The organism is Niabella insulisoli, assembly GCF_039652435.2.
Classification (GTDB): domain Bacteria; phylum Bacteroidota; class Bacteroidia; order Chitinophagales; family Chitinophagaceae; genus Niabella; species Niabella insulamsoli.
The window spans coordinates 2776962-2790552 of record NZ_CP190246.1 but is presented as its reverse complement, the minus strand read 5'-3'; the positions used below and the strand labels follow the sequence as shown (position 1 = coordinate 2790552).

Here is a 13591-nt window from a genome sequence, read left to right as displayed (position 1 = left end):
GAAGCCGCAAGCAAAAACAAGGTGAATGAAAAGAAAAGAATTTGTAAGAAACACAAGCCTCGCTATGGCCGGATTGTCCGTCATGCCAACTGATGGTATATTTAAAAGCAGCAAGCCTGCCGAGTTGTTGAAAGTGGCTATGATTGGTATCGGCGCAAGAGGTATTGAACATTTAAAATTGTTGTTGAGAAGGAAAGATGTCGAAGTTCATGCTATTTGTGATATCGATCCGCGTACTATTGCCAGCGCGAAAAAACTTTTTGCCGATGCAGATAAAAAGCAGCCGCAATATTATTCGGAAGGCCCTGATGCCTGGAAAAAGCTTTTAGAAAGAAAAGATAATGCGGCCATTATCATCTCTACGCCTTGGGAATTGCACAAGCCGATGATCATCGGCTCGCTTGAATCAGGTATCAAATACGTTGGAACGGAAGTAATTCTGGGCATCAATTTGCAAGATCATTGGGACGTGGTAAAAGCGGCCGAGCAACATAAAGCGCATGTTATGATGCTCGAAAATGTTTGCTATCGCCGCGATGTTATGGCAGTTTTAAATATGGTACGTCAGGGCTTATTTGGCGAGTTGATTCATTTGCAGGGCGGCTACCAGCACGATTTGAGAGGTGTGAAATTTAATGATGGCAAATCGCCCTACGGAAAAGGAGCGGAGTTTGGCCACGAAGACGGGTATTCGGAATCAAGATGGAGAACCGATCACTCCGTGCATCGCAATGGTGACCTGTATCCCACGCATGGTATCGGCCCTGTTGCGCATTATATTAATATTAATCGGGGCAACCGGTTTATATCTTTAAATGCGTTCTCCACAAAGTCAAGAGGCCTGCACGAATATATTGTTGAAGTAGGTGGTGAAAATCACAAAAACGCAAAAGTGGGTTTCAAACTCGGCGACATTGTAACCACGCAGATCTCGTGCGCCAACGGCGAAACAATTTTGTTACAGCACGACACTAATCTGCCGCGCCCCTATTCTTTGGGATTCCGCGTTCAGGGAACCAAAGGCATTTGGATGGACGTAGCGAAAGGTATTCATATTGAGGGAAAATCTAAAGCGCATCAGTGGGATGAAGCCAAAAAATGGTTAGACGAATACGATCATCCGCTTTGGAAAAAATTTGGAAACGACGCAGCCGGCGCAGGGCATGGCGGTATGGATTGGTTTGTTATCAACTCGTTTATCGAATCGGCGAAGCAAAACCTTCCCACGCAGATGGACGTTTATGATGCCGCCGCGTGGAGCGCGATCACGCCGCTGAGCGAGCAGTCCATTGCGTTAGGAAATGAGACTGTTGAGTTTCCTGATTTTACCGGAGGCGAATGGATGTATCGCAAGCCCGTGTTTGCGCTCGATGATCGTTATTAGGAAAAATGTTAGCAATCGGTTAGGAATAAAAAAAACGCCCCGCTTCTGCGGGGTGTTTTGTATTAATGAAGTGGAGGTTTATTTTAAAGTGATGTCTCCAAAGCTGCTGCTGATAGTGACTGCGGCTTTTCCTGACCCGCTGCTGCCGGCATATACTTTGTCAAAAGTAGGCCCGTATTTTTTTTCTTTGGTTTGATTGGAAATCGGGACCGGGCTGCTGTTTTTTAGATCTCCAAAGCTTGTTTTGATCTGGTACCTGGCGCTCAAATTGGAAGGAAGCCTGATGCTAACGTCGGAATAAGAGGCTTTGATATCCAATTGGGTGAGGGTAGGATGCAGGCCCAGCGTTGATCCTTTGCAGAAGTCAATCTTACTGCTGATCGCGCCCGAAAGTTTTTCTACCTTAAGTTTCGAGTAAGAGATCTTCAGCTGCCCGTCGTGGATGGCGGCGGCGTTTAGTGATCCAAAATCAACGTCTATTTTTTTCGCGCGTTGCAATTGCCCCGTGGTAAGCGGGCCGAAGGATTGGTCGAGGCTTACGTCGCCTCTCCAGTCGGGCAAGATTGTGCTGCCGAACTCATTCTTTATCTCAAGCGGATTATCGGCGGGCATATACACGACATAATTGATTTCCATCTTCGAACTTTTTGTTTTGGTGTTGGCGTTATTTGAAAATTTTGTGGTGAAAACAATCGGGTCGCCGTCGCTGCTTTCGATATTGATATTGTCGAGAATCGCCTGCGTAGCGCGGTCATCTTTTGATGAAGCCATGATGGTAACGTCAACTTTCACCTCATTGCGCGCCCAGCTATTGACTTCCACTTTTCCAAATTTGTTGGAAATTTTCACTTTTTGCTGGCTACGCAGCGGATAGGTTTTGGTGAATGTTTTTCTTTTTTCCCCATTGTCTGCGTGGGCGGCATAGGTCACTAGCCAAAGGCAGAGCAACAGGCTAAAGGCTTTTATAATCTTTTTCATCTTGTGTCTTTTTATTTCGTACTTCTTTTAAAATTGTAAGTTGTTTGTTGAGCAGGTCGGCCTGCATTTTTAAATTGCCGATCATTGCTTCTAAAAGTTTCTCGCTGTTCACGCCCTCTTTTAATTGCGCTTTCAGCGCGCCGTAAGCCGTTTCAAGCATTTCCTGGTCTTTGGTGAACGCTTGGTACAGCTCCGGCTCCGTTTTTTTGAGCGCCTTCATTTGTTCCTGCTTTATTTCTATAATCCTGGCATAGTGGAACAAAGCTTCTTCTTCTTCGTTCAGCGTTTTAATCATCACTTTCTCCCTGTTGAGTGGCGCGGTTATTCCAGGCGCAGAGTCCGGCGCAACAGAGACGGCGTCTTCCTGCATCTTAGCGGTTCCGTAACCTGAATCAAGTGGTGGATTGTTCTTGGCCGTCATTTCAGGAGGAATTTCTTCGGGCCTGTTGAAAAGGTAAAATGCCGCACTAACAATAACAGCCGATATAATGGCGGCAGCCGCCAGTTTCATCCACGGGCGAAAATTCAGCACTTTCCCCTCCGATTTATTTTTGCCTGCGTCGAGTTTTTTCTCAAGGCGATGCCAAAGCGCATCCGAGGGTACATGATCTTCGAAGGCCTGCTTATTTTGTCGTATAAAATCCTCCAGCTTCCTGCTCATTTGTTTTCATTTAAGATGTTGATCACTTTTTTTCTGGCGCGGTGGTAGGTGGTTCTGACATTATTATGGGAGATGCGCAGCAGCGCCGCAATCTCTTCCTGTTTCATTTCGTCAATTACAAAAAGGTTGAATACCACTCTGTAATGCTCAGGCAGCTGCAAAACGGCGGCTTTAATCTTTTGGATATCTGCTTCAAAGCCATCTTCATCCACACGATCCTCATCAGGGGCCGTCAGCTGTGTAGCATCTGCGTCCACCCATTGAATTTTTCTTTTGCGCAAAAGACTGATGGATTTATTGATCACAATTCTTCGCAACCAACCTTCAAAAGAACTTCGATAGGCAAATTTTTCAAGGTTGTTAAAAGCGTCAATAAAAGATTCTTGCACGATATCTTCCGCGTCAGCGATATTGTTTAAAATGCGCATACTGCTATTAAGCATGCCTTTTGCATAGCGGTTGTAAACCTCGAAGTAGGCGGTTTTGTCACCTTCCCGGCAAAGTTCTACCTGCTCATCTATTGCTATTTCTACCGTAAGCTCCAATGTTAAAATATCAGTCCTTTTATATAAGAATAGCAAAAATTGTGGGAATGTTACACTTTCCGCAGAAAAAAGTGGCAAAAAAAAGCCCGGCTAACGCAGCCGGGCCCGAGGGTTATTTTACGGAGCCATTATTTGATTGCTTTGACAATTTTGCTGTAGGTCTTATTTCCATCCTTATCTATCTGGGCAATCCTGATAAAAACGTCACTGGCGGAAGGAAGGGGCATTTGTTCCGATTTGCTGCAAGAAAAGACCATGACGGACAAGCCGATACCGGTAAGTAATAAGCTGATTTTTCTTCTTTTCTTTTTAAAACTAAAAAGGCTGCATCCCAAAACAAATACACCGAGTACGGATCCGCCCCACGCTGATGTAAACTCATAAGACAAGCTGGCGTTGCTCTCACTGGATGTAGCTTTGGAATGAACCGAGCCGATTGCTGCGAAATTTTTGCCGTCAGCGGAAGCTTGGATCTCAAAATGATCATTGTCTCTTTCGTGTGTGGTAATCCATTTTACGTTAAGCCGATCTCCTTCGATAGTCGCCTGAACCGCGCTGAATGTGACGGGGAGCGTTGCCGATACGGCCTTGGCAAAATCGCCTCGCAGGTGGTTTTGATTAAGATAAACAGCGGTCGGAATATTACTGGTTACAATATTTTCTACGGCGCCCGTGGTGAGATTTAACTGGCCATATTGCCCTGAAGTAAAAAGGGCAAACAGGTTTCCGGAAAGGTCGAAGCTGATGCCGGCTACTTCCTGGTCTGGTGTCTGGTTAATGGTATTTCCTACCGAATTCATCTGAGCAACGCCGCTGACAGGCGCGGCGATCACCACCGGGAAACCTACCACATCCACCGATTGTCCCGAAGGCGAAGGGTCCTGGTAGTTAAAATAGGCATACAGCTGCTGGCTCGCGGGATCAATATCAATATCCTGAATACCGCCGTTGCTCCAGTTTACATTCGGGAAATTTTCGTTGATATCCTCCACGAATGCGTCCATGCCGGCGATCACCTTCGGGTCGGTCGTTGTCAATTCATAATAACTTGAGGGCGCTGCGGCAATGGGGAGACCGGCGGCAGCTGACAATGTGGCTACGTTACTAATGGTTGCGATAAAGGAACGCACGTCATCGGAAGTTAAATTTAGCGGAGTACCATACAACTGGTGGCTGATCATTTTGTTTACGCCGCTTTGTTTGATGGCAACGGTCATGTAAGTATAAGATCCGTCGGCGCCCATGGTTCCTGCTGAAGCATTCACAAACTCGGCCGGTGCGCCCATCACCATGGCGCCCTGCCCGGTAACAGGCAATAAGCCGAGGTTGACATAGGCGCCGTCTGCGCCGATCCTGTAAAGGCTGACATCGTCGGCAAGTACCGAAGGTGTACCAGGGTCTTTATAGGCAGCACCATATAGTTTGCGGTCGACTGGGTTTAACCCGATGCCGTTCACATTGGCGTCGAATATAACAGTTGTTCCGGAAACAAATGAAGTTCCATTCGCAGGAGTAGTCGTAGTGTAAAGTGTATAATTGGGGGCAGCGCTGTTGCTGCCCGGTTTTGCTAAAACTACGTATTGGCCTACAGAAAAAGCGCTTTGGGCAAAAATATTAGTTGAGAAAAAAGAAACGATAGCACATAGCATTAATAAAGCCGTCTTGGTCATTGTGTGAGTTTTGTAGGATTAAAACAGGTTAATGCTACAAAAATAGTTGGGGTAAAAACCGGGCTTGAAGCTATTCGACAGGCAGGCGTTATAATTCTTTCGGCTGGCGCGAAATGTCGATAAAGCCTTCAAAAAAGGAAAAAAGAGGGAACAGTTAGTGGCTATTTCTTACAAATAATACCATGGATTTCTTTTCGAAGAATAGATATAGTTTTTTATGTTTTTCCAGAAAGCCAGCACCATATATAAGATAATCGGCGAGCCCATCGTAAGAACGGACGAGTAAATAAAATATTGCCGGATCCGGCTGGGAGAAATATTCATTTTATCCCCGATAGATGAGCAAACGCCAAATGCGTTCCACTCGACAAAACTTTTTAGCCTATTCATCTGTTAATTTTTTATCGATTAACGATCAAATACCCGCAGATCAAAAAACTGCACTTCAGAAGAGCATCTAGCTCGACCAATAATCTGAAAAGAAAGAGCATATTTTGTACCATTTCTCGCGCTTTCAAATAGATTCATTAGTGCAAATTTATTATATGCCTGCATAATTTCATTACCGTTATTATTTATAAGGCTTATTTTTTGTAAATTCGCGCACCTGTTTAGGTAGCTATTGTTTGAATAAAAATATAAAAAAATCGAATTTGATTTCAATCAGGTCTTGATTTTTAATTAAATAATAGGGCGCTCGATGTGGATTGAGCAGCAAGTTTGCCTCGACAGTATTTTTTGAAACCCCGTTTTGGCAATGCAAAAGGCATAGTCGTTTTACGACCCTGAGAAAGGTGTGTAAACTTTAATGGAGGTTCTATAAAAATCGGTCGGAGTTGCTGCAACCCTGCAAGCTGGTTCAACGAAAGCAACACCAGTTTTTTTCAAGTTTGCTTTAAATATAGAAAAGAATTCTGTAATGAATATGTATAAGGATTACCTTAAAGAAATTGAAGAAAGAAAAACCCAGGGCCTTCATCCAAAGCCCATTGACAGCGCGGAATTGCTAAGCGAAATTATTGACCATATCCGAAACACGGAAAGCGGAGATCGCAAAGATGCGCTCCAGTTTTTTATCTATAACACATTACCGGGCACCACAAGCGCTGCAGGTGCAAAAGCAGGCTTTTTAAAAGATATTATTTCAGGCACCATTGAAGTGCCGGAGATTTCCCCTGCTTTCGCTTTTGAGCTGTTGTCGCATATGAAAGGCGGCCCTTCAATTGAAGTATTGCTTGATCTGGCTTTAGGCCATGAGGCGGCCATTGCAAAGCAAGCGGCCGACGTACTGAAAACGCAGGTATTTCTTTACGACGCTGATATCGATCGGCTGAAGGAGGCGTTCAAAGCAGAAAACCCTATTGCAAAGGAAATCCTGGAAAGCTACGCCCGTGCTGAGTTTTTTACAAAACTTCCTGAAGTTGCTGAAGAAATAAAGGTGGTTACCTATATCGCCGGCGAAGGCGATATCTCTACCGATTTACTGTCTCCCGGTAATCAGGCACACTCGCGCTCAGACCGCGAATTGCATGGTAAATGCATGATCACCCCGGAGGCGCAGCAGGAAATCCGCCAGTTACAAGCGCAGCATCCTGATAAAAGTGTGATGCTGATCGCGGAAAAGGGTACGATGGGCGTGGGTTCTTCCCGCATGTCGGGTGTGAATAACGTGGCACTTTGGACGGGCCGCCAGGCGAGCCCCTATGTTCCGTTTGTAAATATTGCGCCGATCGTGGGCGGTACCAACGGCATTTCGCCGATCTTCCTCACTACCGTTGACGTAACCGGCGGTATCGGCATCGATTTGAAGAACTGGGTAAAAAAGGTGGATGAAAATGGCGCGTTGGTCCGCAATGATAAGGACGAGCCCATCCTCGAAGAAGTGTATTCTGTAGCTACCGGAACGGTACTTACGATCAATACAAAAGAGAAAAAGTTGTATAAAGATGGGGAGGCGTTGATTGATATTTCAAAAGCGCTGACGCCTCAGAAAATGGAATTTATAAGAGCAGGCGGTTCTTACGCTATCGTGTTTGGTAAAAAAATACAGACAGTGGCGGCCAAGATTTTGGAAATAGAACCTACCTCTGTTTTTGCCCCCTCAAAAGAAATTTCCCATGAAGGCCAAGGCCTTACTGCGGTTGAAAAAATATTCAACAGAAACGCGGTAGGTACTACACCGGGTAAGGTGTTGCACGCAGGTTCTGACGTGCGGGTGGAAGTGAACATCGTTGGGTCGCAGGATACCACGGGTTTGATGACCGCGCAGGAGCTGGAATCGATGGCCGCAACTGTTATTTCGCCCATTGTGGATGGCGCTTATCAGTCCGGATGTCACACTGCTTCGGTTTGGGATAAAAAAGCGCAGGCTAATATTCCCAAGTTGATGAAATTTATGAATGATTTTGGCCTGATCACCGCCCGCGATCCCAAGGGCGCTTATCATTCCATGACCGATGTTATTCATAAAGTATTAAATGATATCACGGTAGATGAGTGGGCGATAATCATTGGCGGCGATTCGCATACCCGTATGTCGAAAGGCGTTGCTTTCGGCGCCGATTCCGGAACCGTAGCGCTGGCGCTTGCTACTGGTGAAGCTTCCATGCCCATTCCTGAATCCGTGAAAGTTACTTTTAAAGGTGAAATGAAGGATCACATGGACTTCCGTGACGTAGTGCACGCCACACAGGCGCAGATGCTGCAGCAGTTTGGCGGCGAAAATGTTTTCCAGGGAAGAATTATCGAAGTTCATATCGGAACGCTTCCGGCGGATCAGGCATTTACATTTACCGACTGGACCGCAGAAATGAAAGCAAAAGCTTCTATATGTATTTCTGAAGATGATACGCTGATCGAATCGCTCGAAATTGCTAAAGGCCGCATCCAGATCATGATTGATAAAGGAATGGATAACAGCCGCCAGGTACTTCAGGGGCTGATCAATAAAGCTGACAAGCGGATCGCTGAAATTAAATCGGGCGAGAAACCTGCGCTCACGCCAGATGCGAATGCTAAATATTATGCGGAGGTAGTGATCGATCTTGATTTGATCGACGAGCCAATGATCGCCGACCCCGACGTTAATAACGCAGATGTTTCTAAACGATATACGCACGACACAATCCGCGCACTTTCTTACTACCAGGGAGATAAAAAGGTGGATCTTGGATTTGTGGGTTCCTGCATGGTGCACAAAGGAGATCTGAAAATTCTTTCCAGGATGTTGAAAAATATCGAACAGCAAAATGGAAAAGTTGAATTTCACGCGCCACTGGTTGTTGCAGCACCAACTTACAATATCATTGATGAGTTAAAAGCGGAAGGCGACTGGGATCTGTTGCAAAAATATTCCGGCTTTGAATTTAATGACCTGTTGCCGAAAAGTACCGCGCGTACGGAATACGAAAACATGATGTACCTCGAACGCCCGGGCTGTAATCTTTGCATGGGCAACCAGGAAAAAGCAGCGAAAGGAGACACCGTAATGGCCACTTCTACCCGTCTTTTCCAGGGAAGGGTAGTGGAAGATGCGGAGCGCAAAAAAGGAGAGTCGCTGTTGGCGTCAACGCCGGTGGTAGTGCTTTCAGCTATTTTGGGCCGCATCCCTAATATAAGCGAATACAAAGCAGCGGTTGAAGGCATCGATCTTACTAAGTTCGCTCCTCCGGCCAAACAATTAAGTATGTAATAGAAATGTCGGGTTCATTATATTGAAGCGCCATTCTGCAGCCTGCGGGATGGCGCTTTTTGTGGTGGAAACACAGTAGTTCTTCTATATTACAATCCTTACCTTTGTAAGACTCTGTAATTTTGCTTTTTAAGGCTAAAAAAATATTATCTATGGCATTCGATCTCGATCTGATTAAGAAAACTTACGCTGAATTTGAACAAAAAGTAAACGAAGCGCGCCAGTTGATAGGCCGCCCTTTAACGTTCACCGAAAAAATATTATACGCTCACCTGACGGAGCCCGCTACCCGCGTGTATGAACGTGGTGTAGATTATGTTGATTTTGCGCCCGATCGTGTGGCTATGCAGGACGCGACAGCCCAAATGGCGCTGCTGCAGTTTATGCAGGCGGGCCGCGATAAGGTGGCGGTGCCTTCTACCGTGCATTGCGATCATCTCATTATGGCCGAAACAGGCGCTGAGGCGGATTTAAAGCATGCCAATACTGAAAGTAAAGAGGTTTTTGATTTCCTGGCTTCTGTCTCTAATAAATATGGCATCGGTTTCTGGAAGCCGGGCGCCGGCATTATCCACCAGGTGGTGCTCGAAAATTATGCCTTCCCGGGAGGCATGATGATTGGTACCGATAGCCACACTGTAAATGCAGGCGGATTGGGCATGGTGGCAATTGGCGTGGGCGGCGCTGATGCTTGTGATGTCATGGCAGGCTTGCCTTGGGAACTGAAAATGCCGAAACTAATTGGCGTGAAGCTAACCGGCCAACTCAATGGCTGGACGGCTCCCAAAGATGTGATTTTAAAAGTGGCCGGCATTTTAACCGTGAAAGGCGGCACCGGTTGTATTGTAGAATATTTTGGCGAAGGCGCCGAATCGATGAGCTGCACCGGAAAGGGTACGATTTGTAATATGGGCGCAGAAATCGGTGCAACAACATCAACTTTTGGTTATGATCAAAGCATGAGCCGGTATCTTCGGGCAACTGGCCGCGAAGAAGTGGCTGATCTCGCTGATGCCATTGCGTCTAATCTTACCGCTGATGCTGACGTTTATACCCATCCGGAAAAATATTTTGATCAAATTATTGAAATAAATTTGTCGGAGCTCGAACCGCATTTAAACGGGCCTTTCACGCCCGATCTGGCAACGCCGATTTCTAAAATGAAAGAAGCCGCTGCGGCAAATGAGTGGCCTACCAAAGTGGAAGTGGGATTGATCGGCAGTTGTACAAATTCCTCTTACGAAGATATCAGTCGCGCCGTTTCGCTTGCCAAACAGGTAAGTGAAAAAAATCTCAAGACAAAAGCAGAATTCACGATCACACCCGGCTCAGAACAGGTTCGCTACACGATAGACAGAGATGGCTTCCTCGATACATTTAATAAGATCGGCGCCACCGTTTTTGCAAATGCCTGCGGGCCTTGCATTGGCATGTGGAACCGCGTGGGCGCTGAAAAAAAGGAAAAGAACACTATTGTGCATTCTTTCAACAGAAATTTTGCTAAGCGCGCCGACGGTAATCCGAATACCTACGCTTTTGTAGCTTCGCCCGAATTAGTGACAGCGCTGGCTATTGCTGGCGATCTTACTTTTAATCCGCTAACCGATACGCTGATTAACGAAAACGGCGAAGAGGTAAAACTTGATCCCCCGACAGGTGAAGAACTGCCTTCAAGAGGTTTTGCGGTGGAAGATGCCGGTTACCAAAAGCCCGCGGCCGATGGCAGCGGCGTGGAAGTGATTGTGGCTCCCGATAGTAAACGCCTGCAATTGTTAGATCCTTTTCAACCCTGGGAGGGCACGGATTTAAAAGGATTGAAACTGCTGATTAAGGCTAAGGGCAAATGTACAACCGACCATATTTCGATGGCTGGCCCTTGGTTAAAGTTTCGCGGGCATTTAGATAATATTTCTAACAATATGCTGATCGGCGCTGTGAACTTTTTTAATGATAAAACGGATGATATCAAAAATCAGCTGACCGGAGTATACGGCCCGGTGCCGGCTACGCAGCGCGCTTATAAGGCGGCGGGTATTGGCACGATCGTGGTAGGGGATGAAAACTACGGGGAAGGCAGCAGCCGCGAGCATGCGGCCATGGAACCGCGTCATCTGGGCGTGCGTGCCGTGTTGGTAAAATCTTTTGCTCGTATTCATGAAACTAATTTAAAGAAGCAGGGAATGCTGGCGCTTACTTTTACTGACAAAGATGATTACGAGAAAATCCAGGAGGATGATACCATCGATATTTTGGGATTGACAGAGTTCGCGCCAGGCAAGCCGCTGACCATCGTGTTGCATCATGCTGATGGAAGCGAAGAGCGCTTTGATGTAAACCATACTTATAATGCGCAGCAGATCGAATGGTTCAAGGCTGGCGCAGCGCTAAATATTATCAGAAAGCAATTTTCAGGAAATTAGATAACCTGGTTTATAAAAATGGAAAAGCCAATCCCACGGGATTGGCTTTTTATTTGAATCGCCTATCAGGCGAATGGTTATAGTATGGCGGTTTAATATTTCACTTCCTGATCGTAACGAGTTGCATAAGCTTTAGAAAAGTCGAGCTTTTTTGCAGCATTCGCCACATATTCGATACCTCCCATCAGGTGTTTGAGATAAGCAGGGTCTGAATAGTTTTCCTTTCCGTGGCCCAGCGTCGTGCACCAAGTGGTGCCTCCGTCAAAATCGTGCACCCAGGCGCTGGGAACATATCTTTCCAGGTTGCCTTTATGTTTGTCTAACAGATTTTTCTGCTGCGCCGTTGAGGTGTCGATAGTGGAAAAATCGTTGACCATTAAAGCTCTCGGGCCGGGCCAGATTTCTTTCGCAAAATAGCATTCATCAAATCTTTCCCATACTGCCGGCGTCCCTTTCATGGATGGATGCTTGGGATCTATCACCCTGACTGTAAATTTCTGTCCGCGCGCATGCCATGAAAAAGTGCCGCCCAACATCATTTTAAACCACTCCCAGTGCCGCTCAGTTCCGGTTACCGAATGAACGCCTACAAATCCGCCGCCAGCTTCAATATATCTTCTAAAAGCCAGGCGCTGTGCGTCGGTGTCGAACACATCATTATTGGTACTGGTGAAAATTAACATACGGTATTGTTTCAGGTTGGCTTCTGTCATCACCGAAGCGTCGGAAGAAGTGTCCACTTTAAAACCATGTTGCCTGCCTAAATCAATGATGGCCTGCGCTGCATACGGAACGTTGTCGTGAATAAAGCCTTTCCCGTTTTTTTTATAAACTAATACCCGCACCTGCTTCCAGTTGGTTTTGCTTTGTGCAAAAGCGGTTTGAAAACAAATAATCGCTGCAAGCGAAAGCACTAAAAATTTCTTCATTTTTGAATTTTTAAAGCAGGCGGATGCGCAAATGATTGCCATACTTCCTCTGCGTCATTTTTTGAAAGTTGATTATTAAAAATTAGGAATCGATATTTTAAGAGATAGGTTTTTCCCGGTTCCAGCAGCCAATCTTTGTTTTTGGTAGGAGAGAAGTTCAGAAAGACATCGCCGCGGCCGTTTGAGTTTTCCGGCCAGACGCGAAGCGGCTCCGGATGATTATAATTGGAAGGATAGCTCATCATTACCAGCCCGCCATAATCATCATCCAAACTGCCCTGAGCCAGGCACCAGCGTGCGGTGCTGCCGTCGGCTTCCTTACGATTCTTGCCTTCCGACGTTAGCGTCATACTGTTGTCTTTATTCCACGCTTCGGTAGCCCTGATGCCCAGTCCGCCATACCGGTATTCGAGCAGCAAAACGGGGCTGGCGCTGGCGCAGCTTAGTTCAGAGGTGAAATCTAAAATATAATAAGGGTCCTCGGGCTGTTGCTTGTAAATCCGGATTGTTTGTAATTCGTTGATGGCTTTTTTTTCTGAGCCATCTTTTTTGAATGCGATATGCTCATGCAGTGCACTGAAGCCGGCATAAACTGTTCCTTTTTCGATGGCCGAAAAGCCTTCAAAGCGAACTGTTCCCTTTCTGTCGCGCAAATTCCAGAAGTCAACAGTATCTTTTTCAAAAAGCACATGCGTCCAGGGATTCCACATGCCCCAGTGATGATAATGATCCTTGGCGTTGATACGGGTGAGCGCATGCCCGGCCGGCGTATTTAGCGGATGTATAAAACCGCTTCTTTTATAAGCGGTGTCAACGCCCTCCGGTGGGTATACCGTTTCCGAATGATATTGTAGTAACGGCTTGCCGTTATCCACAATCGTAAAGGCGCCGCCCTGCTCATCAATTCCTATTGACGGCAGCGCGCTACCGGTTGTACTTCTGATGATTTCAAAAACACGGTTCTTTTCAGGCGAAGGTGTGATCAACCAGTGTAAAATGCGCGTGTTGCCCATGGCTTCTATTTGAAAAGGGATGGCCATTCTTTTCCCGCCGGTTGTTTCAAACAATTGCAGGCTGCTGTCGGCGATATGCGTAATCGCATTCAGGTCGAGCTGCATCGGTGTGTTGAATTTCTCTGCGCCGCTTGTGGTCGCTGTTAAAGTGGCCACAAGCTGTGCTTTCAATGCCCCTGACGCAGCACAAAAAAGCAGCAGCCCGAATATGTTTAGTGCGATTTTAAATCGCGGCAGGATATGACATCGTTGCATGTGTTTATTTTTTATTTTTCTTTGGCTAGATTCCCGTCTGACTGA

Annotated in this window: 10 protein-coding genes; 3 read left to right on the top strand and 7 right to left on the bottom strand. The window is 46.2% G+C overall.

The annotated features are described in order from the left end of the window. Window positions 1–25 precede the first annotated feature (25 nt). The gene (locus ABDK00_RS11525) at window positions 26–1384 is read left to right on the top strand and encodes a Gfo/Idh/MocA family protein (RefSeq protein ID WP_346237251.1); all 1359 of its coding nucleotides are present in this window, start codon (window positions 26–28) and stop codon (window positions 1382–1384) included. A 78-nt stretch (window positions 1385–1462) separates the two neighbouring features. Here the strand turns inward: ABDK00_RS11525 and ABDK00_RS11520 are convergent, their stop codons facing one another. The 5 genes from ABDK00_RS11520 to ABDK00_RS11500 all read right to left on the bottom strand — a co-directional run bounded on the left by ABDK00_RS11520 (window position 1463) and on the right by ABDK00_RS11500 (window position 5628). After that, window positions 1463–2362 (bottom strand): hypothetical protein, encoded by a 900-nt coding sequence (locus ABDK00_RS11520; RefSeq protein WP_346237252.1) that lies wholly within the window; start codon window positions 2360–2362, stop codon window positions 1463–1465. Then, on the bottom strand, window positions 2337–3023 hold the full coding sequence (locus tag ABDK00_RS11515; protein WP_346237253.1) for a hypothetical protein: 687 nt from the start codon (window positions 3021–3023) through the stop codon (window positions 2337–2339). Before ABDK00_RS11515 ends, ABDK00_RS11520 begins: the two co-directional genes overlap by 26 nt. Then, window positions 3020–3568 carry an RNA polymerase sigma factor gene (locus ABDK00_RS11510; protein WP_346237254.1) on the bottom strand — a complete coding sequence of 183 codons (549 nt, stop codon included), beginning with the start codon at window positions 3566–3568 and terminating at the stop codon, window positions 3020–3022. The genes ABDK00_RS11515 and ABDK00_RS11510 overlap by 4 nt, the downstream gene beginning before the upstream one ends. A gap of 128 nt (window positions 3569–3696) precedes the next feature. Continuing rightward, the gene (locus ABDK00_RS11505) at window positions 3697–5238 is read right to left on the bottom strand and encodes a hypothetical protein (RefSeq protein ID WP_346237255.1); all 1542 of its coding nucleotides are present in this window, start codon (window positions 5236–5238) and stop codon (window positions 3697–3699) included. 168 nt (window positions 5239–5406) lie between these two features. Continuing rightward, complete coding sequence (locus tag ABDK00_RS11500) at window positions 5407–5628, bottom strand: PspC domain-containing protein (RefSeq protein ID WP_346237256.1); 222 nt, start codon at window positions 5626–5628, stop codon at window positions 5407–5409. A gap of 529 nt (window positions 5629–6157) precedes the next feature. On the opposite strand from ABDK00_RS11500, the gene ABDK00_RS11495 reads away from it, so the two are divergent. Together ABDK00_RS11495 and ABDK00_RS11490 are read left to right on the top strand one after the other, a co-directional pair. Then, a complete protein-coding gene (locus tag ABDK00_RS11495) occupies window positions 6158–8929 on the top strand; it encodes a bifunctional aconitate hydratase 2/2-methylisocitrate dehydratase (protein WP_346237257.1) in 2772 nt (923 codons plus the stop codon). Window positions 8930–9081: 152 nt separating this feature from the next. Beyond that, complete coding sequence (locus ABDK00_RS11490; protein WP_346237258.1) at window positions 9082–11349, top strand: aconitate hydratase; 2268 nt, start codon at window positions 9082–9084, stop codon at window positions 11347–11349. Window positions 11350–11441: 92 nt separating this feature from the next. On the opposite strand, the gene ABDK00_RS11485 is transcribed toward ABDK00_RS11490, so the two are convergent. Beyond that, window positions 11442–12278 (bottom strand): ThuA domain-containing protein, encoded by an 837-nt coding sequence (locus ABDK00_RS11485; protein ID WP_346237259.1) that lies wholly within the window; start codon window positions 12276–12278, stop codon window positions 11442–11444. Further along, window positions 12275–13546 carry a PmoA family protein gene (locus ABDK00_RS11480; RefSeq protein ID WP_346237260.1) on the bottom strand — a complete coding sequence of 424 codons (1272 nt, stop codon included), beginning with the start codon at window positions 13544–13546 and terminating at the stop codon, window positions 12275–12277. The genes ABDK00_RS11485 and ABDK00_RS11480 overlap by 4 nt, the downstream gene beginning before the upstream one ends. Between the last annotated feature and the right edge of the window lie 45 nt (window positions 13547–13591).